The sequence below is a fragment of the Pseudoflavonifractor sp. An85 genome, from assembly GCF_002161235.1.
Classification (GTDB): domain Bacteria; phylum Bacillota; class Clostridia; order Oscillospirales; family Oscillospiraceae; genus Enterenecus.
Map to the genome: position 1 here is coordinate 129,372 of NZ_NFHE01000003.1, position 24,564 is coordinate 153,935.

A 24,564-nucleotide genomic window follows, 5' to 3' on the forward strand; every position below is an offset into this window, starting at 1 on the left:
CTATTTTAAGAATAACAAATTAGTTTTTTGTAATATAAAAAACTAAGAAAAAGCTACCGCCTTATTTGCGGTAGCTTGCGATGATATTTTGTAGTAGCTGATCAATACGATTGCGCACTGAAGGGGGCGCTAACACCTCTATTTTATTTGTTTGCCGGAGCACCCATCGATCAAAGCCGCCAGATAGTTCTACTTCAGCAGAGAATACAATCCACTCCTGTCGTTCATCATCCGGATGGCATATAATATGAGTTCCAAATGTTTCAAATACCATATCAAGAAGATCCTGATGAATCCTAAATGTAACAATCCGTTTTTCTTTGGCAGAGAACATATCAAATTGACCATAGCTAAATTCAAGTCTGTTGACTGGCTTCCAATCCCCACTATCAAAGGCAACATTTCTCATTCGGTCAATGCGGTAATTTCTTTGCTGATCATCTTCGTCGTGTTCTGGATTTATGGCCACCAAATAATAATGTTCCTGCTCCCATACAACTTGAATAGGGCGAATATGACGATAAGTTTTTCTGATCTGTTGTCGCCCTGCTATATCAAATCTTGAATAATCAAAGTACAAGCACTTTTGTTCGTCAATTGCTCGGTAGATTACCTGAAGTGTCTGTGGGAGCAGTTCATTTTGCATTAAACATGGTCGTACTCGGACACGCTGCTTCAATTGCTGCACTTCGCTCCGGGAAAGAAACCCTTCCAGTTGAGATATAAGCGAGTTCTTCTGAGTCTGGCTTAAAAATCGGCTAATAGAGATTGAATCAAATATCATTCGTGCCTCATTCAAGCCAAAAGTAGGGCGGTACAGTTTATATTTTCGTTGATTATGAGGGCCAGACTCATACTTTAGTTCAAATGCCACAAGTTTCTCATCACTGAGCGCCTGTAGAACAGAGATATCTTCACGAACCCGCTGTTCAGAGCATTTTTCTTCTGGGTACCTTTCAAATAGGATTCGGCAAATTTCTTGTAATGTTAGCCCGTTTGATATATTTGTTTCCGTTTCTAAAATCGAAAGAATATGTAGTAGTCTGGCGCGACTCATATGATCCCTCCACAGTTTACACTCTGAGCAGCCTGAGCTTCCGCCTTGCTTTTTCTTTGTTTATGGCGATGTAAATTTTGTACTGCCTCCAGATTTCGTTTTCTTACCCCTCCGTCTCATAGGGCCAGGTGTTGATGCCGCCAAACTCATAGATATTGGTGTAACCCAACCCGGCCAGGGTGGAAGATGCGGTCTTGCTGCGGTTTCCACTGCGGCAGTAAACCAGCACCGTAGAATCCTTCTCAGGGATCACCTCAGCGGCAGTGTCCTCATCGATGGCACCTACCGGCAACAGGACAGCTCCAGGGATGTGACCGCTGTCGTACTCACTCTGTTCCCGCACGTCCAGGATAATCACTTCCTGGCTGTCAATCATTTCTTTAGCTTCTTCCTGCGTAATCTGCTGATAGGAGCCGTCTGTGGAACTCCCACCGCATCCGGCCAACAGCAAAAGCAGAGAGGAGAGTAAAATTGCAATTCGTTTCATTTGAGTTCCTCCAGAAGTCCGGCAGCAAAGGCTTTGTGCCCTTGCTCCGTGAAGTGTACGCCGTCGTAGGCCAAGGAGATGTCCCACCTTCCGGCATCGGCAAAGCGGATGCCAAGCCGCTCCGCCAGGGCTTGACAGAGACGGGCAAAGGTATGGGAATCCTCAATAAGTTGCTGGCTGGGTACCCACTCGCCCAAAGTCATTGGCGGTGGTGCAATGAGGAGTATCTTGCTTTTCTCCAGACGGATGCCAGATAGAAACCTCTCCAGCTTCTGGGTGGCCTCCTCCGGGCTTTTCCCCTGGAGCAGATCATTGGTGCCAAGCATGACAATCAGCAGATCAGTGTCAGCAGGAAATTGTGGAGCAGAAGAAGGAATCTCCCGCCCGTTTTGCCCCATGTTGTAGACGGTCCAGTCAGTTTCCGCAGCCAGGATGTCCACCCACCGGCTGTCCGCGTCATAGCGCCCGCCGAAATAGCCCCGGGGGTCGTAGCCGTAGGAGTTGGAGTCGCCGAAGCAGATGACCTTCATTCCGCATATTTCCTTTCTCTGTCCTTCAGCGCCATCTGGTAGATTGCCATTAGACTATAGTAATTCATGATATCAGGATACTGATTGGCAGGGTGCCAATAGTCAAGCACCAGTACATCCCGCTGGTTCAGGCGAATGGTATAGTAGAGGCTTTCGTTGTACGGAGTCCGCACAACGCTCCCGGTGGCCGCTTTCCATATGATATCCAGAGCCGAACCAGTATAACAGCAAACAATCACCGTTGGATCACAAAGTTGCAGTTGCTCCAAAAGTCGCTTTGCATCAAAGGCTGCATAGCTGCGAATTACATCCAGGGACGAGTTTTTACCTCCGCCACTTTTTCGGATGTTGACTGCCGCGGCCTGGCGCAAATATGAGTTTCCGAAACTGCCAACTGCCAAATCCGGAATATAGGGCGCAATACAATCTGCTGTGGTGGTCATTAGTCCGTAAGTCCAATGAGAAATACGGTTCCACATCTTTGTGATTTTCTTCTGACTTGTCAGATAACCTTCTACCAAGTCCCAGTCCTCGTTACCACCATATGCTTCTTTCAGCAGAAAAAGCGGGCGGGCTTTTTGTGACGGGGAAAACCACTGCTCCAGGCAAATGACTCCATCGCGAATGAATACATTTGAGCGGTGGTCAATCTCAATCGGGACCACGCTGTATTCGCTGTTTTCGGAAACATGGCCGTGTTGCCGTTTCCAATCGGCAAACAGAGCATTTATCTTCTGAAAATATTGGCCCTTGTCCTGAAATTCTGTATGTTCCATAGCCGCGTAATACCTCATCGCTCCATATTCTTGGGTTGCCGGTTTAAGCGTCCATAGTATTGCTCCAGCTTCTCGTCGCAGATTTGCTCGATCTTCTGCTTTTCCTCCCGGGTCAGCTTTTTCCAGACGGACTCGTCCACTTGGATCACACCCAGGGTCTTGGTGTGGTGGAGCATCTGCATATCCTCAAACCGCTTGAAGGGGTTGGACAGGATATTCCGCTGGGCCTGGGCATCAGTATAGCCGCCTTTGGCATAGATGCTGTTGGCCTTTTCCACCACCAGCCCAGCCGTCCGGCGGGCCTCGTAGAACTCCCGAAAGTAGGTTACAATGTCGCTGAGCTTCACCCGGCCCTTGTCATCGACAAACAGAAGCACCGCCTTGAGCAGTACCGGCTTGTAGGAGTAGCTCATGTCCATCTGCCGCACCATATCCAGAAATAGACCCTTGCGGTTGGTGTCGTCGATGAGCGTCCAGCCGTACTGCTCGGCATACTTCTGGAGCGTCTCTTCTTTGAAATACTTGAAGGTCCGGTGCTCGCTCATGGGCACCACCAGATCGGCTACCAGCAGGCCATCCCGGACATACCGCTCAATGGTCTCCGTCTGCACATCCACCCGGCGGACAAACTCCATCTGGGAGATCATTCCGGCGGCTTCCTCCTGCCAGTTGAAGATGTCCACCAGCTCGTAGTCCAGGGCGTCCACCGGCCAATCGATGAGAGCATCCGGCCTCTCGCCCTTGTCATAAAGCCCCTGTTCAGCGGTTTTCTGCTGCTTGGTTCCCAACACCAGTGCGCCGGGCTTGTACTCCTTCAGCCGGAACAGCCGGTGCATGGAGTAAGGCATATTGTACTGGCTGGCGTTGTCCACGAAGTCAAACACCATCAGGCTCTCCTTGCCAGGAGAGAGCCGCATGCCGCGGCCCAGCTGCTGGGTATAGAGCACCTTGGACATGGTGGGGCGGGCCATAAACAGCACCTCGGTGGCCGGGCAGTCCCAACCTTCGTTGAGCAGGTCGCAGGCGCACAGCACCTTGGTCTCGCCCTTCTCAAACCGGGCCAGCACCTCCCGACGATCGCTGGCTTTGATCTCACCGGACACAGCCTCAGCGGCCACACCGGCGTCATTGAGCCGTCCGGCAATCTCCTGGGCGTGTTTAACGGAGGCGCAGAAGATGACGGTCCGCTTGTCCTTCACATACTGGAGCCAGGTGTCCACGATGAGCCGGTTGCGCTCCGGCACATAGATCTTGCTCTCCAGGTCCCGGATGTTGTACTGGACGCTGTTGAACCGCACTTTGGTCAAATCGATATTGGTGTGGATGCGGATACACCGCACCGGCACCAACTCGCCGAGCTCTACGGCGGTCTGGATGTCCAACTTGTGGGCGGTGTTCTTGAAGATATCCAAGATATTCTTGTCGTCGGTTCGCTCCGGTGTGGCGGTCAAGCCCAGGGTGAATTCCGGCGTGAAGTAGGCCAGGACCTTCTGGTATGTATCGGCGGAGGCGTGGTGGGCCTCGTCCACGATGATGTAGCCAAAGTCATCCGGTTTGAACCGCTCCAGGTTCAGAGCCACGCTCTGGATGCTGCCGCAGACCACGAAGGCGTTGCCCTGCTTCATGCTCTCCACGTAGCGGCCCACCGTGGCCCGGGGCCATAGCTCCCGGAAAGTCTTGGCGGCCTGATCCACCAGCTCCACCGTATGGGCCAGGAACAGCGTCCGCTTGCCGAACCGCTTGGCGTCCATGACGGCGGTCACCGTCTTGCCGGTGCCGGTGGCGTGGTAGAGCAGGGCGATGGTCTCAAAGTTGCAGCGCATCTCCTCCAGGGCTGCCAAGGCCTGTTTCTGGTGCTCCTTCAGTTCCAACTGGGAGCCATCCAGGGACTTGCCCCGCTGGGTGGGGAGGTAGTCCTCGATCTCCTTAAAACTGGGGTGCTGGCCCAGAAAAACCCGCAGCTCGTCCTTCACGGTCTCCGGCTGCTGCTGCATCTGCCGCACCGCCCAGCGGTACACATCCCAGCCCAGATAGATCATGCTGTTCTGCTTGAGCAGGTCGTCGTAGAACTTGTTCTGGGAAACCAGCTTGGGATTGTGTGAAGCTTCGTCGTCAATTTCAATGGCCACCTTCCGTCCGCCGTTTTCAATCAGAAAGTCGGCAAACCGGCTGTTTTGGTAGATGTCGGAGAAGGGGTATTGGGAGTAGAGATAGCCAGCTTTCTCAGCGCCAAAAGTGTCGGAGAACAGTTCGATAAACAGATCCTCGGCACTGCTGCCGGAGGCGGAGCGGTAGGTAGGCATAGGGGTCACCTCAACTTTGCGGAATGAAAATATTGTTCTTCTCTATATGGTTCAAGAAGCAGCAAATTCTTTTTAGAAAAATTAATTCCCCACTCAGGTTTACTTGTTTGTCCGGGTTTCTCATAGTTTCGGTCAACAAGAAGTGCATTGGGCGCAGCCCATGCCGTAGACGGAACCACATAGCAGTCAGGTAAATTGCCGTCCGTGAATCGGAGCAGAAAAACCAACATTGTTGAGCTGATTTCCATTTTATCTTTTGGAACAAAGACATATCCCCAGTTACGGATAGACTTCACTTGGATTTCATAATATTGACCATCCGCTGGATTTCTTGCTACAAAGTCCACGCCGTGATCGTCTACTTCAGAGGTGTAAACATCATATCCATAGGAAACAAACTCCATTTTGGCATAGTACTCTGCATAGCGTCCCAACTGGAGATGGGATAGTTTAGACCAGTTTGTATTCGGCATTTCAGCCCTCCGATACTTCTTTTAGCAGAATCTTTTTCTCAAATCCGCCCCGCTTGGCCGCTTTGTCTGCCCGTACTTGTTCCAGCTCTTCCAATGTCCAGCCACGGGCTTTCACAACAGCCTGCATAACCTCCAGAAGGTCTGCCAGTTCCTCGAGAGATTTGCTCTCCTGGTACTCGGCCAGTTCCTCGTTCAGTTTCTGATCCAGAAGGTGTATGTAGTCCGCATCAGTAAGTGTTTCGCAGGCACAGATTTTTCCGTCTGCTTCAATAATCTCTGGAATACGATCCCGCACCAGCTTGTGATAGGCTTTAGTAGGCATCCTTCAGCCTCCTCAAAATCTCCTTATCCGCAGGGCAAAATGCATACTGATCAATTTCATCCACCGTAATCCAACGGATGTCATTGTGCTCCAATTTCTGGGGGGTACCCTCATGGATGGTCGCATGAAACAGCGTTAGGTGAACTGTCAGATCTGGGTATTCGTGAACCACATCCATGAACACCTCGCCTACGTCCAGAGTAATAGCCAGTTCTTCTTGGCATTCCCGGATGAGTGCCTGTTCCTTGATTTCTCCTGGCTCTACCTTGCCGCCAACGAACTCCCACAGCAGCCCTCGGGCTTTATGGCCTGGACGCTGGCATATCATAAACTTGTTTTCGTCCCAAATCAGGGCTGCTACTACCTCGGTCATTTATCCCACCACCAATTTATTTGTCTTCTTCAAAAACTTCGCCGGAATCGGTCGATCCAGCTGCCAGGTAATATTCATTGGCTTGCTCCCGCTATGCTTCACATAGTTGGCTGTGCCCAGGAAGGTATAGGCCGCTGCACCACCTGTGATCCGGTCCGCCTTAAACTCCCGGACAAACAGCAACACCTTGCTCCCACGTTCCCGGTGGTGAATGTACCGCTGCCCGGTGGGAGAGTCTGCCGCTGTGGTGCTCTGGCTTTGCCAGTGGAACAGACTCTCATTGATGGAGTAGTCGTTATACATGGTGGTAGGCGAGTAGTCCTTATCCGCCTTATTCAGCGTCACAAAGAACACATCCAGCTGCTTCTCCGGCAGCCATTTTACACCCTCGCGCACCGTCGCCGGTTTCATAAAATCCATCGCCACCAGCAATTGATCTCTGGTATAGGTGCAGTGGAGATCCAACGGGCAGCCAAAGCCCAGGTCTACCGGCTCGTCAATGAAATCGATCTGTTCATACCGATAGCGAAGCAGGTCCAAAAGCTCACCCAGGAGCACGGGACTATCCGAAAGGGCATACAAGTTGTCCAGCACCTCATCAGATGCCCAACTCTCCGCCGCCTTGCCCCAAACAGTTACGTAGAACATCTGGAGCATCCGCTGCTCCAGCTCGCTTAGCGCTGCAAAGTCCACATCATCCAGACGGGGCAGCAGGTCCAGCAAAAAGCGGATCCAGCGCCGGGAGTCCACAACGGCCAATCGTCCGAGCGCTTTTGTGAGTATATCCTCCAGCGGTTCGTTAAAGTCCGCAATTGCATCCGCCCGGGCACAGATACGGGAGAAGGAAGAAAACTTGTAAATTGCCCTGGGATCCAGGTGGTAATAGTCCAGGAAATTTGCAAGCGTCAGTTCCAGACCACTGTCCTCCGCAAAGCTGGCCACCCGGGATACCAGTCCGGCGGTATTGCCATAGGAGGCACGGATATTATTCAAAATGTACTTAGCTGCCTTCTTCTCCAGCTGTATGTAGCAACCTTTGGGTGCGGAGACAAATCCATCCTTGATCTCTCGGGTCACGCTACGGGTGGTATTGGACAGCAGGGCCGCAAACTTGTCCTCGAAGTTATACCGCTTGTTGGCCTGGCCGATAAAGTCCAGCACGGTTAGACATTCCTTATCCTCTGCAAGCCGCAGGCCACGGCCCAACTGCTGAAGGAAAATGGTCAAGGACTCGGTGGGACGCAGGAACAGCACGGTATTGACCTCCGGAATATCCACGCCCTCATTGTAGATGTCCACCACGAAGATGAATCGCACCTCGCCGCTGACCAGCCGTCCTTTGGCAGTTTTTCTCTCCTCATCAGAGGATTTTCCGGTCAGGAAGATGGACGGAATGCCGTGGTTGTTGAAATAGCAGCACATAAACTCCGCATGCTCGATGGAGACACAGAAGCCCAGGCCCTTGACTTCGTCAATATCGGTCACATACTTGAGAAGCGAGGACACCACCAGATCGGCACGGCGGTTGGCCACAGCGCCGCTGAGGGTGTAGAGGTTGGAAAGCTCGCCCTTATCGTAGCCGCCGGCACTCCATTTCAGAGTGTCCAGATCCACCGTGTCGGTGACACCAAAATACTGGAAGGGACACAGCAGCTTGCGGTCAATGGCCTCAGGCAGCCGGATTTCTGCGGCAATTCGATTGCTGAAGTAAGGCAGCACGCTCTTGCCGTCCATCCGCTCCGGGGTGGCGGTCAGGCCCAGCAGGATCTGAGGCTGATAGTAGGACAGTAGCTTCTGATAGGTAGGCGCTGCCGCGTGGTGGAACTCGTCCACAACGATGTAGTCATAATAATCCGGGGCGGTCTTGGCGGCGAAATCCTGCGAGTTGAAGGTCTGAATGGACAAAAACAGGTGGTCGATTCCCTCCGGCCGGTAGCTGCCCACAAACAGTTCCCCGAAGTTGGCGTCTTTCAACACTGCCCGGAAGGTGTACAGGCTTTGCCGCAGGATCTCCTCCCGGTGGGCTACAAAAAGCAGTCGGCAGGGCTTTCTGGGGTGTTGCTTACAAAAGCGCTTATAGTCCAGAGCGGAGATCACTGTCTTGCCGGTGCCTGTGGCGGCCACCACCAGATTGCGGGTGTAGCCTCGGACAGTGCGCTCGGCCTCCAGCTTGTCCAGAATCTCCTGCTGGTAGGAGTAGGGCGCAATATCCATGGTGTACATTTCGGCGTTGTTGGCGTCGAAGTATTTTTCCGCTTTCAGTGCCCGGGCCAGCCGCTCCTTCTGATCCTCGGAGTAGTACTCAAACTCGCTGGAGTTCCAGTAGCTCTCAAAGGTGGCGGCGATCTTGTCGATGGTCTCCGGCAGATCCCGGCGAGTGACTTTCACATTCCATTCCAGGCCGCTGGAGATGGCGGCGTTAGATAGGTTGGAGGAGCCCACATAGGCGGTGGTAAAACCGGTGTCCCGGTAAAAGACATAGGTTTTGGCATGGAGCCGTGTGCGCTTGGTGTCGTAGCTGACCTTGATTTTGGTGCTAGGCAGGGCCCGCAGCTCCTCAATGGCCTTCACATCGGTGGCTCCCATGTAGGAGGTGGTGATGATCCGCAGCTCCCCGCCGTTCTGGGCAAACTTCCGCAGCTCATCCATCAGGAGCCGCAAGCCGCTCCACTTGATAAAGGAGACCAGCATATCAATGCGGTCTGCAGAGACAATCTCTTTTTTGAGCTCCGTGTACATCTGGGGCTCATGGATAGCTCCGGTAAACAGGCTGCTCTGGGCAATTGAGGTTTCCGGCCGGCTCAGGTCGGCAGCCGTCTTACCCACCGCCAATCGTGGGTCCTGCTCCCGTAAAAGCGCAAGAAGCTGCTCTGCCCGCTGGTCGACGCTCAGCGTAGCAAAGTCAGCTTCTTGAGTTGTGTTTTGGATGAGGGTTACGATCTGGTTGGCAAGGCCGATCTGGGTAGAAATATCCCCTCCATTATCCAGAATATTGTCCAGGCCCTTTTGCACTACGTCCGCCAGATACTGCGCCAACACCTTGGAGGCCTCCGCCTTATCAATGGGCGCAATCGATTTGCGGGCATTGGGAATCTCCGAAAGCTCGCGGTTCAGGGCAGTATTGATGACTTGTTCATAGAGGCCGGGAGACAGCATATAGTTCACTCTTCCTATATTCCTTTTACGGATGTATGTTGTATTTAGTATAACTGGAATTTCAAAATCCGACAAGGACTTATTAGCAAATATCAACAAAGCAGTCTGGCTTTGTCAATATTTCTTCTCCTATCATTGCGAAATCAGTTTAGCAAAATATTTATCCAATAAACAGGACTATTTCGTGTGGCCCCTTTGTCAAAAAAGAAAGCGGGTGAGTCAAGCTATGTACACCTTTGCAACAAACGGGAAAACAATATCTTTTTTCCCAAGTTTGAAGCAAATGTGCCTATTATCTACCTAAATACCTTCTCCGGTGAAGGGCAGAAAATATTCGAGACTGCTCAGACCACTGGCTGCCCATCGTTTACTTTGGTGGCCATCAGTGATCTGGACTGGAACCATGATATGGTATCTTGGGATAGTCCGCCTGTTTTCAAAAATACTGACCCCTGTACCCGCGGCGCAGACAACTATCTACGGCTCCTGACAAGGAGATTATCCCAATGGTAGAGAAGGAAATTGGCGGAGTCCCTTGTTGGCGCGGAATCGCCGGGTACTCTCTGGCAGGGCTGTTTGTCCTGTATGCCATTTACCAGACGGATTTGTTTTCTCGCGTAGGCAGCATGTCTGGCCCTCTCTGGTTCCCCGGAATGAAGGAGTACATCTTCTCCCGCGAGCCAAAGCGCTGGCCGGAATGCACCTACTTTTCTCTGGGAGACACGGAGGCCAAGACACGAAATCCTGTTTTACAGACAGCCTAAGAGAACACCGAGGCGATACTGGATCATTACCAGAGCAAGGAACTCGATGCGGTATTTCAATTGAACAAAGAAAACCACGTTGTCAATAGCGTAGAGCGCGCTGCTGCTGGAATTGTCTGGATGCTGCGCCAATAAGGCTTGTCAGAAACGCTGTTCCTCGATACAATGGCTGCAAGGAGGTATACTATGGCGACAATTCGACCCGCACTGCGGAAGTCCTGTGATGATCCGGGGCAATCGTTGGGAGTGCGGCTGGTGCGGCGATTTGGGTGCAATCTCGTCTCTTCATCCCTCAGGAAAGGCAAGCTGATGCAGGCGGCCACACCCTCTGTTCAGTTCACCGTCACAGTGACGGACACACCCGATGACGAGAAGAACGAAACTCCACGCAGTTTTTTCCCGTGGTAAGCTGGAGAACATGGTGCGCCAATGGGATTTCTCTGAAAAGGAGTGGTCCCGCCAGAATCTGCTCTTCTTGCCTTTCCAGAGTCTGTTAGATGCTGGTCGGCACAGCGAAGCAGCACCTTCAAGATCAGAAGTTGGCAAATCAACTGCTGCTGGGACATGCATGATCTGCTGATCAGCGGCGACATGCTATCGCTGCTGGTGGAGGAACTGAAGTAGGATGACCGCCTGTGGCCACTTGGGAGAGCAAGAACTGCAGCAGAAGTTGCTGGAATTTCTTGAACATAACCCCTTTTCCGATGAAATAATATTAACAAGTATTTTTGCAACTCTCATCGTATTTTATATTAGAGAAGCCGCAAATCAGCTAAACAGTGATTTGCGGCTTTCATACTTATAAATTGTCTAAAATGGTTTTTAACGCATAGGGCTTGGCATATTTTAGGTTAGCATCGCTCACAAAAATAGTATCTGTGGACATAGGTTTCGACCACATAGCCGGATATACTACTACTTTCTTTTTGCTATAGCGCCCCTCTGCCCAAACTGATTCGTGATTAACATCGATATGTATGCCGGAAATCTGGAGAATTTGTTCCAAGGATTTCAAAAGATACTGCTGTTTTTCGTATGGGATTGCAGATACTCTTGCCCCTGTTTCTCCCCAGTTCAATAAATCAAGTGCAGCCTTACGATCGAGAACGCTGTGGATGTATTGATTTCGATAGTGCTTTAGACACCTGTGGCAAGCACTGTCACAGGTACAGCTTTCGAGAAGTTCTCGAGTTTTGGTAAGTAGCTGTCGAATAGAGGATTCAATGCTAACAGCATAACCTGCACCACTTGAAAGGCTATCATACAAGTAGATATCAACGAAATCTCCATTGCGATTTTGTCGAACACGAAAACCAGTCACAAGCTCTGTAAATTCAATGTCCAATTCCTGACATGCTGCCAAGCGCAGGCCTTCCGCAAGAGACTGTCCAGCACGGTTAAGCCAAGAATTCCTGGTGGGATTAATATCGATCTGCTGTCGATCCAAAGCAAATTCCAGAACAAGCATATCTGTAACAAAGTCATATCCAAGATTCACATTGATTGTATCGCTATGCTTGCAACGTGTTTTGATGAATTTGGATCTATACGGACGCAAAACATCCTTAAGAACCGCGGGGTCATCTCCGGGCATTGCAGCACCGCAGTCGCAGCAGATTGTGAATCCCTTGCCACTAACACCATTGTTAAGCATGATGATTCGCTGATTGGGACGAACAGCCATTCGGATGTTGGCGCATCCATTAACCGCCGTAACATCATCTGCATCGGGTAGTGTGGAATATAGAGGTTGCTGAGTTGCTGAGTATTCTTCATTCAATTGTGCCGTTTCAATGGATGTGGCATTTCGTGGTGCGAATCCCCATGGGCGTAGCATTGGCAACATATTTGTCAATGCTTTATTGCCGCAGAAAGGACAAGTATCAGGGTTATCCTCTTCTAAGCCAAACCAACCACACTGACTGCAGGTACGAATGCTTTTTCGGTAGCTTGCATCCTGAATAAATGCTTTGGCTGGAGATGCAGCAGTTCTTTCGCTCCGCTCTCCTCCGGGATAATACAAACCACCAATCTGGTAGGTCGTCTTATCAACAACAATCGCTCTGCCAGGCGCATATTCACCAATTGCAACATCCAACCCTCGTTCAACCTGATATTTTACCTTCCCACTGACATCGGAAATATATGTGCTAACAACATTTTTGGGGAAAGAATAGGTAGGTATAACACCCTCTTCATAAAGCGCATCCAAAAGCGATTTTTTCCCAGAATCACTGCTATCATCTGTTTCAAACAATTCAGGATGATCATCTCGTTTTTGCTTCAGCGCCGACAGAGATTTTTCAAGTTCATCTTTGTAGCTACCTAATGCACCTTTGGATCCAACGGGCACAAGAATATCATCTTTGCTAATTTCAAAGATTGCCAAAAAGCTGCTGAAAGGCTGTAGGTGTTCATCCAGAAATTCAATGGCGGGAATAGCATCCAAACTGTTAGATTTCTCTCTCAGATAGGTTTGAAGTGCAACCATACCAAGATGTCGCTGGGTGATTTTCTCGCTGCTGATATCAATCCACGGTTTTCTGGGATCGCCTCTGAACATAGGTACTGGGTTGGAAAAGTACAGTGAATCATGTGGTCCATCTTCGCAAAAAGTAACAATGGTAGACAGACTTGAGCCGCGACGGCCTGCACGACCAGCACGCTGCTGATAATTCTCACGCATAGGAGGAATATTCCGCAAACCGACAGCAACCAACGATCCGATATCGATACCTACTTCCATTGTAGTCGTGCTGCTTAGAATATCGACAGGCGCTTCGCCGTTCTGCAAAAAATCCTGAAACCGTAGCTCATACTGCTCTGTTCTGGACCAGAGTTCATCCCGCTGATCTTTATGGGAAAGTTGTGCAGTATGTTCTTCGGTATCAATTACACGAATGGTGTCACCTTGAAGCGCATCCTCAATGGGCTTACGCCAAAAATCCAATGCATCAATTTCTTCCGTTGTCATGGGATGAATCTTTTCACACTGACAACTTGGGCATTTCCCTTTCAGTAAATACGGCGTGAGCTCTGAACAGCGTTCACAACGGAACCACGTGTGTTCTAAATCAAAGCGCGGTTTTATACGAGAAAGGTCAATATAATACTTTCCGTTGGAAGACGAACCTTCATCCATAAATGTTTCCCGCAAAATTTGGCTCCACTTTGCAGCAACAGAATCATTATCGCTCCATCCCATTATTTCGCGGATATCGGTAGAAAACTTTTTGTTCTTATCAATGCCATATCCCACATAGTTTGGACGCACTTTTTCACGAATCACATCCGGGATGGTATGTCCAAGGATCACCGAAGTGTCACAAGTTGAAAGAATCCATGCGTTAAAGAATTCCATGAATTCTTCCTCACTTACTTCGATCCCTGCTTCCTCTAACGCATCAAGTGCATCCCATTTTGCAGCATCCGTAGGTTCTATCCAACTGAGGGCTGAATCAACCAGCGTATTATATCCCCCACAATAAAAACGAATGAGCTGTTCCTTCATTTGGGTGGGCGCATTATCAATGGTGAAGCGAGGAGTGTACTGTTGCCCACGTTTCCTTGCACGTGTGTAATTCTTCAGTGCCTGTGTTCCATGCTCAATTAACCGTTCTCGTTGTTTTTCTGTCTCGCTATCATGGAAAATTTGAACATGATGCTCCACAGCTACCATTGCAAAGTAGTCATAGAAATAGTTCATGGACTGCTCTGCAACTTCGTGTTCCATTCGATCAATGGCAAGCACCGCAAGCTGTCGGGCCGCAGTCATATCAGATGCGTCAGACATATCTCTTGCCAGCTTAGCTGCACGTTGGCGGCTATCTGAGAAAAGCAGAACTTTCCGCCCCTCGTTTGGAAGTCGATCGGGATCGCCTGTTTTCCCTGGAACCGCAGGTTGAGCTTGGAATTGCGCTTTAATCAGATTGAAGAAGGACTGGTTGCCTCTTGTATTAAAAGAGGTCAGTTGCATCTTAGATAGTTCATGCCGACAATGCGGACAGGTGGAAAATGTCAGAATGTCTGGTCGGGCCTTTGCTGTGAAGCCGCTATAATACAGCTTTCTGATGCCCTGCTTTCCATCCAAGGAATCATCAGAAAAGTCGATGAAGCCGCTTTGAACATCTAAGTAGCAAGGCGAAATTTTATTCTGTCCTTGACGTTCCGGCAATCGATAACCTGCAGACGGAATGAAAAGATGTATTTCTTTAACCTCATCTTCATTTATCATACCAGGTTGATGCCAGAGGTATGTACGTCTTCTGGCTTCAAAATCTTGCTTCAGCACAAAACCTCTGAAGAAAATACTACCGCACCGGCGATCATTGTATAACTCATAAATCGTGCTTCCGCATTCTTTGCAAGTAAGATTACCATCCGAAAAATAGACCTCACCCAATGTTAATCCATTTTCCGTGTGCGAATGAGGACAGTCTGGATTAGTACAAGCGTAAACGCCCTTGATTCCACGAAAAAGCATATGCATTCTTGCTGGAAACAGAACACTTCCACTTTCGCTTCGCGCCAAAGGTGCGATTGAAAGCATAACACTGACAGCGTGCAGGGCATCTTCTAAACTGTTATCAGGAAAGATAGACTCCGCTAATTCTTGTAAAGAGACTGCTGTTCCGCGGCAAAGTTTGAACATTTGGCAGAATGGTACATAGTCTACCAAATGGTCGTATAGCCATTGGTATGCATCTTCAGAGGAAACGAATGGAGCAGGACTATTGGCAATACCTGTCCAAAATCCATTGAGTGCCATAAGGCGTTCCGGATCATCGCCCTCAAACGCATCCGGAAGAAATTCTTTAAATTTACTGAAGGGAATATGAACTGCACTTCCGCTGCCTATTTCCTCTCGTTCGCCAGTAAGATAACAGAACGGATGCATGTCGTCGGATGCAGTCAATTCATTTGCAAATGTCCTGACGGCCTTCCTGTCATTCTCGTCATTGTTGGGCATACTTGCAGTAGTCAATATAAATTGAACTCTACTGCGATTAATGCCCAAACGGTGGAATAAGCGCCGGATGAGCAATGATACCTCGCCGCCTGCAGAACCACGATACATATGCGCTTCATCAATGACAAATAGAAGCTTATTATTCGGATCTGCATTTAGCCATGCCTGAGTATCTGACCATATTTTATGCTCTCTTGGCCGAAGAAGCATATATTCAAGCATGGAGTAGTTTGTAATCAAAATATCGGGGCAGAATTGCTGCATTTCAAAACGAGTTACCAGTTCTGCATCCTCATCGTTCGGAATATGTTTTCCGTTATAGAGTTTTTCAAGAAATTCATCAAAATTTTCTTTGGCCGGTAGTTTTCCGTCCTTAATGAGTTTCTCTAAAAAAGCTTTTTCTTCGTCGTTTTCAGGATTGACCATACGAGAATATGTTGCCGCAAGTGAACGGTCCTCACTACGTCGGGGCTCCTTACCAGCATAAGGAGTTCTGCCGGTATACATGCCGAATTGAGGCCGGCGGGAATTATTTCCACATGCGGTGCGGAATATATTTATAAATCGGTGGTCTGGATCGCCAATCAAACGACGCAAACGACTAATCTGGTCAGAAACCAGGGCGTTCATAGGATACATGATAATCGTTCGGACACCACGCATAGCCCAACTATCAGGGTTATTTCTTGCTTCTGAAGCAAGTTTTGCCATCAAGGGCCACATAAAGCATTCTGTCTTACCAGAGCCTGTACCTGTTGACACGAACAAATCCTGACCTTCAAATGCCGCTTCCAAAGCGGAAATTTGGTGACAGAAAGGTGATGGATATACGCCAAGATTTGCATCTGATAGCGCCTTAAAATAGTCTTTCAGCCAATCAGGTAGCTTGGGAGATAACTGAATTCCGTTTGGCGAACTCTTGTAGGCGGGTGATGATTCAACATACGGTTTTTGATAAAGAACACCTTCTTGATTCAGCTTATTTTGTGCAGCAGACAGCAAGATAGGTGACTTCCCAAAATATTGAGACTTTATATAGTTTTCCAGAGCTTCACGCAGTTGCAAGTGAACTCCGTTTGCACCATTGGACATAATCATTCCTCCACAAAGCAGTAACCCATTGATTCCAACTCATGTTTGAACATAGGATAGATTTGCCTTGCCATCATTCTTGTAAAGACTTGGGGCGTTTTTGATGTAAAATCATATCGCACAGGCCAGCTATAGAGTTTGAAGAAGTTTTCTTCCGAAGGTGGCAGACGATAACCAAGTTTAATTTCTACCAGACTGCCCCTTGCCTTCGTTTTGATTTCTGGAAGTGTTCCATGTTTTTTTAGAAGTGATATTGCAATCCTTCTATATTCGCCGTGGTTGCCTGGAATATTCGAAAAATAGTCCCGCATTCTCCATTCTGGAATCGGTGTATTCAGAAATACCCCATTACTGTATCGATAAAATACAAAAATTTTATTTGGTTCACCATATCTTGCAAGGGATATGTGGTCATTTTTTTCGGGAATCTGTTGCCAATACCCCCATTTAAATGGAGGATCAAGCCGCAGAAACTCTGAGTTATCTGGCCATTCTATTTGTTCCCATTCGCAATGCGCCAGCAGTTCTTCGAGATAGCTTTCAAACGACTGCTTCTGCAAACCAAACATTGATGATATTGTCCTGTCGGAAGTTGAAGTTTGAACGGAATAGAAACCCAATCCGCTCATAAATAACTTCAAGTCAGGTGAAATACCTCTGTGAAGAACAAGATCCCCATTTCCTCCAGTTGCAAGAGCGGCTGGGGATATTTGATAAGCGGAATGATAAAAGAACCCATTTCGCAGATAGATAGAGTACATTTCCTCAATCAGATCCGTCTTGTCATGCGGGAGGAGAAATCCAATCTTCGGATAAATGCCTTCATAAGCATCAAAAATCTGGCCAATTCTGCTTTTGAAGTGCTGAATAGAAACTGAACCTCCATCCTCGGTGTGATCCCAAAGCGAAGCGAGAGCCATTTGCCCAGCAACACTATAAACGACCCGACAAACCCATTCGTTGTCATCTGACTGCGGAATATTTAATTGCCTTCCAATTGAAACAATTAGGTCGTTTATCATATCGTTCACTCTTCCTCAATATATCTTGCAACTTCAGCTTTTACCGAACTGGAGATTCCGCTCTCGCCTTCAATAACATCCTTTAAGACATCCAATCTCCCGGTAAGTACGCAGAGAGGAAGCACACCAAAGAGCAGTTCCAAGTCCTTATCTTTTGCGGGATTCTCCAAAATGCATTTTGCATCGGACAGGACACGAGTTAACTGGCCCAATAGGAGTTTGCTAAGGCCCAAACGCTTAAATGCAGATATCCGGAGAGACTGTTTTTCCTCAGAAACATATGGTTGGAACTTCTCAGCGCGTTTACTTGGCCATGTCTCGAGAGCAGGTAAACTTCCTATAAAACATTCACTCAGGACGGGGAGCATGTAATTATAAAGGCCTTTCGGCTCAATAAGCATATCCTCGACATATGGATGGGTCCAGATTATCTGCTTTTTGAGTCTGGTAAACTTCTGCGGTAATGCATCCGTCCACCCTTTTCCGAACATATTTTGAACCGACACAATAGAATCGTCAGCCTCGCTGATTCTTTCCACTATAGAAAGGTCACATTCATCTCCTAAAGTCAATTGTCCTGCTCCGTTTGCGTACATCGAAACAGACAGCACCTCAGCAATATCCTGTCCCCCAGGGCCTGCAATCAAAGTTGGCACATTGTTGATATGGGTTGCATACAGAAAAGCAGTGAGCATTGAGCAGAAGTCTGGTTCAATGCCCAACGCACATGACAAATTCTGATAGATTGCATCATATTCATTGCGCCAGCTTTCTGCGAGTTCAATATCCTCATCAGAATATTGGCCACTGGTACTGCTGTATTGCCATGAGGCAGGGGGATTCCCATACGGCAAGGTTGCATTTGACTGAGGCAGAAAAACAGAAATATCAGCAATGAATCCTGCCATATCTTTTTGCGCGTCAGCAATTTTCTGGCGCACTGCGACCAGCGTTTCTTTTCCAATCGATTCATATTGCGCTATCTCTGCAAGTAACCGATCAAGTTCACCTTGTTTTGTGGCAATTTCTGCAAGTAGTTCACTATGCTGCTTTTTTGCAATGGATATTGTTTCTTCCATTTCTGAAACTTCTGCCTCAGCTTTGGCAATTTCAGCAGCATGAGAATTATGCCATTCCACGGATACGGCTTTTTCGCATAATTCTCTTAATTCATCGTGATTCTTTGCAATTTCAGCCAACACATTAACATCGATATCGCCGACTTTAATCAATGCATCTGCTCGATTAACAAAATCATCAACTGTCTGTTTTGCTTGGTCCAGAGTACAATTTAGTTTTTGAACAGTCGCGTCGTACAAAGATTCTCCGCAAATCTTCTCAAGAAGAAGTTTGCAATGTTTCCATTCAGCCTTGGTGGCACCAATACACTCCTTAAACAAAGGCCATGTGGTGCGTTCAAGAATGAGCGTGCGAATAACCTCGTCTGTATTTCCTATTGAAACATATCCAGAAGGCTCTCCCACCTGAAGTGTTTTTAGAAATCTTAGGTTACGATCATCCCAATTATAGATATCCCCGGAGGAAATTGTGTAGCTTGGCAGGGAGTAGACAGTTTCCGAAAGTTTTGCACATCGATCCGAAATGTTGAACTCATTTGCACGACACAGTACGCCTGCGAACTGCCCCCGTTTAGGTTCATAGCAAAAAAGTGTATCGCAAAAGTAAGCTTGTGTACGAGCAGTTCCATTCTGAAGTTGTTCAACCACTTCGTCTAAAGACTTTGCCATGAGAACTACTACACGTACCGGCGAGTAGTCTTTGACATAGTACGACTGGACATAGTCAATTGCTGGGTTATCCCTATTAGGAATTGCTGTCCACTCCCAAATACCGACCGTTCCAAGCGCAGTAGGCCCATCGTTGCGGTACAGTCTATCTCTGTTTTCAAAATAGTTATCCGTCCGTTCCGACTTGAATGGTGTATGTAAAATATCATCTTCCACATCTGCTAAACGGTTCAGCCATATACGCCCTTCGTAATCTACTGTAATGTAGCACAGTGATGTGAAGGAAACTTCATTGTCAATCATCATTATCCCTCCCAGGATTATTTTGAATGGTTTTCCTGAGCAAATTTAAAGCTGTACGGGAAATTTCGCCTCGCCGCAAAGCCTTGCAGAGCCATTTTTGCGTTTGGGGATATTTCGAGAATTTACTGACAAAACTTCCAACTGCATGCGTTACAGGAATCATCGGGCCAGAGCAAGAGCTCAATTTTTTGACAAGTACAGCATCCAGCACCATAATATCCATGTTGACGGTTTCCTGCTCAAAACAAATGGAGCGGATGTAGTCGCAGCCTTGATAAAAATGTATCTCTGTGCCAAATGATAGTCCATCGATTGTTAATTGCTCCTCGCCAGAAAGCTTGTAGATATATTCAGTCTTACCATTTCTTTGAACCACAGCCTTCCCATCATACGGGCAAGAAACTGATATGCACTTTAATTTGGGGAGTTTTGCATAGCTCTCTTCATTCAGCGTGTTGCCAGAATGGTCAGATATGATTATTGCTGGTAACGGTGCCTTTTTGCGCAAGGGTTGCTTTACCAAATAGGAGAATCCCAAGGCTTCAGATTTTCCAATTGAGATTAGCTGTTCTCTTTCCCTTGTACAGAGCTTGTATAATTCCCCGTCTTGAGTACCCAGCACATTCGCAGTTGCGGGGTATGATTTCAGTTCAGCATCATCACCGCATAAATAGAAGTAAAACTCCGCTGAGTTGTGGTATATAAAATATGGGTCCTGTATGTATGCTGGCCAGATAGGATAGAATTTTGTTGGTTTTTCGGTCAAGAAAATAGCATATTTAAGAAAAAACTTTGCGGAGCGTTCTGAAAACCTTTTAATGCGAATTTTATATAAATACCAACTATTGAAAGAGTTTGCGCGCGTTTTGGCTATTTCCATTGCTTCGATATCTGCAGGGACAGTATATATTGGATGTCGTTGCAATAAATAATAGAAATTTCCGGCATACGCCTTTCCGCCAGATTGGAGAATCTGGCCATTTCGTCCGTCAAAGAAGGAACCGGTCTGATTAATTCCCGGTATATTATCGGACCAAAATCTTCTTAATTCGGGATTAGCATTTACATATTCAACACAGTAAATCTGGCTTGGAATAGAGCCAACACTCAAGTAGGTGGTTCCAATCCGCTCAATTCGCTCAAACGAGTATTCATATACTTGGTGTGAATCTCCGGCTATCTTAATTTTGTCGCAGTGTGCTTTGTGGTCTGGGGGATAGAAAAACCCTATTTGTAGAGAAAACGTCGATCCCGTTACAACAAGACGCAAAGGCATTATATGGCTGTTAAGTGAAACAAGCCGCTGCGTTCCGGATTGAGAAAGCTGAATTTGCCTATCTTCACATTCTTTATTTTGTTCTGCACTACTATGAAAAAAATACCGTGTCCCAGTATCCACTCTTGCTTTGGAGAAACCGACATTTTGTGCACACAGTTCACATACAAACTGGCTTCCTCTTGCAGAAACTTCGTAGGGGTACAGTTCGTTTGCCTTTTCGACCGTGATACGGCGATATCCAATTTTAGAATCCCACACGCATACATGAGTTAATGGCATATACGATCATCCTCTGCTTTTTTACAGTAAATTCGAATTGCCCATAAACGTACACAATCACTGGATTTTACGCATTTGTGAGCGCTTTTCTATTGGATAATAGAGACACATTTCCATTTTAGTGATGCTTCCTATGCATTATGTGTAGCCGTGATATAGGACTCAGGTTTTCTAAAATCTTAAGTACTTTTTTTATTAAAAACTATTTATTTTATGATACGACACAATATCTGATTTTTCAATATGCACACATCAGGCTGTATTCTTTGATTAGGCGTGCTAAAACCTGTTACGCCTGAGGGGCAGAAATGGCTTGCATTCAGGCTTCGCCAGAGGTACAATACCCCAACCTCCGAACATGAAAAAGAGCCCTTCTGGACAGGCGGCGGCAGCGGATGCCGCGCCTGGTCAAGAAGGGCTCTTTGACCACATGTTTGACCACAGACAGCGTCGGAGCACTCGGAAACAGTGGAATTAAGAGTGTAAAAGAGTGAGTGAAATGTAGCGAAAATGGTTAAAAACCATTAGAAAGTAGCAGAAAAAATTTAGTTCAACCGTTTGGGAGCAGGATGTCGGGAGTTCGAGTCTCTCCACTCGGACCAACAACGGAGTAAAGCGAGCTTTACTCCGTTGTTTTTTATAATACAAAATTTGATATTTGCTAACTTTCCCGTTTTCTTTTCCCAAACTGGACCCGCTGCGCTGGGTGTCGGTTTGGTTTTCTTTTTGTAAACGAAGAATCCCTAACCGCTCCCTATTGGAAAAGATTCTCTCCATTTACCGCAGACTATATGGAAAACACAAAAAAGGCACACATATTGTACAGAAAATGGGTCATCGAGCAGAGATAATAGGGACACCCAATCTTGCTTCGTTTGATTGCAAAGGCGTATACACTAAAAACGAAGGAAATCACTGTTTGCTTGATGATTCCACCTGTGACAAAGTGCAGCAGGGCAAACAACAGGGAGGCAATCACGATGGGCCCCCACCTATTCCTCATGTTTGCATGCAGCCACTCGTACAGATAAAATCGAAACAGAGCTTCCTCAGAAAATGCGACAACAAGCTGCAACACCAAAAGCAGAACCAGCTGACTGATGCGAATGCGATACGGCGGAAAAAGCGATACCTCTCCAAACACAAAGAAAAACAAAACCACCGCTGCTGCAAACAACAGCGCAAGTCCCGCTGCACTCAGCACCGTTTTCACCGAAAACCCCTGGGGCGTTCGGATGTCGATATCAAAGTCCTGTTTGAGATAGGCAACCGACATCCACAGAATCAAACCGTTGTAAATGAACGATACGCCATAGGGAATCTCCCCCACAGCCAGATTCACCAGTAAAACAACAACCACTACAACGGTAAGATTCAGGATATGGTTCTCTCTGCGATCCATCGTATCACTCCTCCCCCTGGGCAATTCTCAACGGGTCAAGGGCATGGGTATGCCCTGCCCCACGTTTATTTTACGGGATATGGCTTGCTGTTGTTGGTTCGTCCTAGGATGCAGTCGGTGGACAACTTAAACTTTTTCAAACGCTCAACCAGATTGGTACTCAGATGTCCTTGAGCCTCATCAATATCTCCACATCCGCCGGACAAAACTCATATTGGTCAATCTCATCTACCGTGATCCACCGGATATCGTTGTGCTCCAACTTCTGGGGCACCCCTTCCTGGATGGTAGCATGAAACAAAGTCAAATGGACCGTCAAATCCGGGTATTCATGGGTCACGTCCATGAATACCTCCCCCACATTCAGAGTGATGGCCAGCTCCTCCTGGCACTCCCGGATGAGTGCCTGTTCTTTCGTCTCCCCTGGCTCCACTTTCCCGCCTACAAACTCCCACAGGAGGCCTCTGGCCTTGTGGGCCAGACGCTGGCAGATCATAAACTTGTTCTTGTCCCAAATCAGGGCTGCTACTACTTCGGTCATATCGCTATCTCTCCACTTGCATCTTTATTTTTCTCATAATTGAACTACATCTGCAAATTTAGTATAACTGACTTTCCAAAATTCAACAAGTTTTTTCCTGTTCTTTATGCACTGGCCTAGATAAAAAAGATGGAATACAATTTAAAAGTTCCAGAAATAGCTACTATTTTTCACTGAGTTTACCGCAACGCTCCCCGTCTTGACCGACTCCTCGTACCATGCTACAATTTTTCCAAGTCCATAGAACTTACGGTGGTCTGCCCTTCCACATAAGAACAGACCACCGTAAGCCAAAGAAGGGTTTGCCCATGAAAAAGAAGATGACAGCACTGGTTCTTGCGTTGCTCTTGGTATTCGCCTTGACTGGGTGCCAAACGAACCGCGAGCCATCCTCCATGTACGCCCAAGCAGAAAACTGGGCCTATCTGGAGACAGATAAAACTGCTACAGCAGATGTATTCTTTATCTGTCCCACCGTCTACGGCGGCGAAGACGACCAATTCCATATGTCCATGGACGACGAGGCAACCAAGGCTGCCTTCCTGGGTGCCACCAATATGGAAAAGGGCATTTACGACCAGGATGCCCGATTCTTCGCCCCCTACTATCGCCAGGTTGGGCTGAATGTCTATGAATTGCCCGTGGAAGAACGGGAGACCTATCTGTCCACAGCCTATGAGGATGTCAAAGATGCCTTTACCTATTATTTGGAGCATTACAACGATGGTCAGCCCATCATTCTGGCCGGGTTTTCCCAGGGCGCTGACATGAGCCTCCGCCTGTTGAAGGACTGCTTTGCCGATGAAGATGTCAACGACTTATTGGTAGCCTGCTACGCCATTGGTTGGAGCATCACCGAGGAGGAGTTGGAGGAGTATCCCCACCTTCAATTCGCCACCGGGGAAGACGACACCGGTGTGATTGTATCTTTCAACAGTGAAGCGGAAACTGTCACCGACTCTCTGATGATTCCCAGCGATACCACAACACTGGCCATCAATCCGCTGAACTGGAAAACCGACAGCACCCCCGCTGGGAAAGAGGAAAATCTGGGCGCCTGCTTTACCGACTACGACGGAAACATCGGCACTGAAATTCCTCAGCTCACCGGAGCCTATATTGACCCGGTGCGAGGCGCTCTGAAAGTAACCGATGTGACCCCGGAGGAATATCCTCCTGTGCTGTCCATCTTTTCCGACGGAGTGTACCACCTGTACGACTACCAGTTCTTCTACCGCAATTTGAAGGAAAACGTGCAGGTTCGGCTGGATGTCTATCTGGCACAGCGAGCAGCTTAACTGTGTATTCCAACTATGCTATATGAAGGGCCTGTTGCAAAATAGGCCAGAACAACAAAACGAGAGGCTAACCTTTTTGGGGGTTGGCCTCTCGTTTCATTTGCTTTACAATTTGTTTGTGGAGACAAATTATAACAAGCAAGATCAGTGTACCGTATATGAGTGCCACGGTCAACTGGTATTTGCATTGAACTCACAAAAAATATTACCGGAGAACGCACCCGTCCGACTGGCAAGTGCCCAGCTTGAGGAACTGGATTACAGGAAACTATATCGCACCTATTCGTCCAGAGGACGGAAATCGGCAGTGGAACCACGGGTGATGTTCAAGGTAATTGTCTACGGGTATCTGTGTGGCATCTACTCCAGCCGGAAGCTGGAAGAGGCGTG

Annotated in this window: 19 protein-coding genes; 4 read left to right on the forward strand and 15 right to left on the reverse strand. The window is 47.8% G+C overall.

Annotated features, from left to right (window positions below; all coding sequences use genetic code 11):
- Positions 1-61: 61 nt before the first annotated feature.
- The 9 genes from B5G37_RS02965 to B5G37_RS03005 form a co-directional block, all read right to left on the reverse strand.
- The gene (locus tag B5G37_RS02965; RefSeq protein WP_087253662.1) at positions 62-1,057 is read right to left on the reverse strand and encodes a WYL domain-containing protein; all 996 of its coding nucleotides are present in this window, start codon (positions 1,055-1,057) and stop codon (positions 62-64) included.
- A gap of 103 nt (positions 1,058-1,160) precedes the next feature.
- The gene (locus B5G37_RS02970) at positions 1,161-1,544 is read right to left on the reverse strand and encodes a rhodanese-like domain-containing protein (protein ID WP_087253665.1); all 384 of its coding nucleotides are present in this window, start codon (positions 1,542-1,544) and stop codon (positions 1,161-1,163) included.
- Entirely contained in the window at positions 1,541-2,074 is a 534-nt protein-coding gene (locus tag B5G37_RS02975; RefSeq protein WP_087253668.1) for a GDSL-type esterase/lipase family protein, read from the reverse strand. Before B5G37_RS02975 ends, B5G37_RS02970 begins: the two co-directional genes overlap by 4 nt.
- Positions 2,071-2,850 carry a hypothetical protein gene (locus B5G37_RS02980; RefSeq protein WP_143482860.1) on the reverse strand — a complete coding sequence of 260 codons (780 nt, stop codon included), beginning with the start codon at positions 2,848-2,850 and terminating at the stop codon, positions 2,071-2,073. Before B5G37_RS02980 ends, B5G37_RS02975 begins: the two co-directional genes overlap by 4 nt.
- Positions 2,851-2,864: 14 nt before the next feature.
- Complete coding sequence (locus B5G37_RS02985; RefSeq protein ID WP_087253673.1) at positions 2,865-5,153, reverse strand: DEAD/DEAH box helicase; 2,289 nt, start codon at positions 5,151-5,153, stop codon at positions 2,865-2,867.
- Positions 5,154-5,158: 5 nt separating this feature from the next.
- A complete protein-coding gene (locus B5G37_RS02990; protein WP_087253676.1) occupies positions 5,159-5,626 on the reverse strand; it encodes a hypothetical protein in 468 nt (155 codons plus the stop codon).
- Position 5,627: 1 nt separating this feature from the next.
- Positions 5,628-5,948, reverse strand: coding sequence for a nucleoside triphosphate pyrophosphohydrolase (locus B5G37_RS02995; protein WP_087253679.1), 321 nt, complete (start codon positions 5,946-5,948; stop codon positions 5,628-5,630).
- Complete coding sequence (locus tag B5G37_RS03000) at positions 5,938-6,321, reverse strand: (deoxy)nucleoside triphosphate pyrophosphohydrolase (protein WP_087253682.1); 384 nt, start codon at positions 6,319-6,321, stop codon at positions 5,938-5,940. The genes B5G37_RS02995 and B5G37_RS03000 overlap by 11 nt, the downstream gene beginning before the upstream one ends.
- Positions 6,322-9,477: a DEAD/DEAH box helicase gene (locus B5G37_RS03005; protein ID WP_087253685.1), complete on the reverse strand. Its 3,156-nt coding sequence runs from the start codon at positions 9,475-9,477 to the stop codon at positions 6,322-6,324.
- A 506-nt stretch (positions 9,478-9,983) separates the two neighbouring features.
- Between B5G37_RS03005 and B5G37_RS15910 the strand changes: the two genes are divergently transcribed.
- Complete coding sequence (locus B5G37_RS15910) at positions 9,984-10,241, forward strand: alpha/beta hydrolase-fold protein (protein ID WP_343229678.1); 258 nt, start codon at positions 9,984-9,986, stop codon at positions 10,239-10,241.
- A gap of 186 nt (positions 10,242-10,427) precedes the next feature.
- Positions 10,428-10,649 (forward strand): hypothetical protein, encoded by a 222-nt coding sequence (locus tag B5G37_RS03015; RefSeq protein ID WP_087253687.1) that lies wholly within the window; start codon positions 10,428-10,430, stop codon positions 10,647-10,649.
- A gap of 391 nt (positions 10,650-11,040) precedes the next feature.
- Here the strand turns inward: B5G37_RS03015 and B5G37_RS03025 are convergent, their stop codons facing one another.
- The 6 genes from B5G37_RS03025 to B5G37_RS03055 form a co-directional block, all read right to left on the reverse strand.
- On the reverse strand, positions 11,041-16,302 hold the full coding sequence (locus B5G37_RS03025; protein ID WP_158099337.1) for a DEAD/DEAH box helicase: 5,262 nt from the start codon (positions 16,300-16,302) through the stop codon (positions 11,041-11,043).
- Positions 16,303-16,304: 2 nt separating this feature from the next.
- Positions 16,305-17,324 carry a hypothetical protein gene (locus tag B5G37_RS03030; RefSeq protein ID WP_087253698.1) on the reverse strand — a complete coding sequence of 340 codons (1,020 nt, stop codon included), beginning with the start codon at positions 17,322-17,324 and terminating at the stop codon, positions 16,305-16,307.
- Positions 17,325-17,329: 5 nt separating this feature from the next.
- A complete protein-coding gene (locus tag B5G37_RS03035) occupies positions 17,330-19,375 on the reverse strand; it encodes a hypothetical protein (RefSeq protein ID WP_087253701.1) in 2,046 nt (681 codons plus the stop codon).
- Entirely contained in the window at positions 19,368-20,933 is a 1,566-nt protein-coding gene (locus B5G37_RS03040; RefSeq protein WP_143482861.1) for a hypothetical protein, read from the reverse strand. The genes B5G37_RS03035 and B5G37_RS03040 overlap by 8 nt, the downstream gene beginning before the upstream one ends.
- 787 nt (positions 20,934-21,720) lie before the next feature.
- On the reverse strand, positions 21,721-22,335 hold the full coding sequence (locus B5G37_RS03050; protein WP_087253710.1) for a CPBP family glutamic-type intramembrane protease: 615 nt from the start codon (positions 22,333-22,335) through the stop codon (positions 21,721-21,723).
- 160 nt (positions 22,336-22,495) lie between these two features.
- Positions 22,496-22,876: a (deoxy)nucleoside triphosphate pyrophosphohydrolase gene (locus tag B5G37_RS03055; RefSeq protein WP_087253712.1), complete on the reverse strand. Its 381-nt coding sequence runs from the start codon at positions 22,874-22,876 to the stop codon at positions 22,496-22,498.
- A 308-nt stretch (positions 22,877-23,184) separates the two neighbouring features.
- On the opposite strand from B5G37_RS03055, the gene B5G37_RS03060 reads away from it, so the two are divergent.
- Together B5G37_RS03060 and B5G37_RS03065 are read left to right on the forward strand one after the other, a co-directional pair.
- Complete coding sequence (locus B5G37_RS03060) at positions 23,185-24,174, forward strand: DUF3089 domain-containing protein (RefSeq protein WP_087253715.1); 990 nt, start codon at positions 23,185-23,187, stop codon at positions 24,172-24,174.
- Positions 24,146-24,564 (forward strand): transposase (locus B5G37_RS03065; protein WP_143482862.1); only part of this gene is annotated, 419 nt, incomplete at its 3' end. The genes B5G37_RS03060 and B5G37_RS03065, both read left to right, overlap by 29 nt.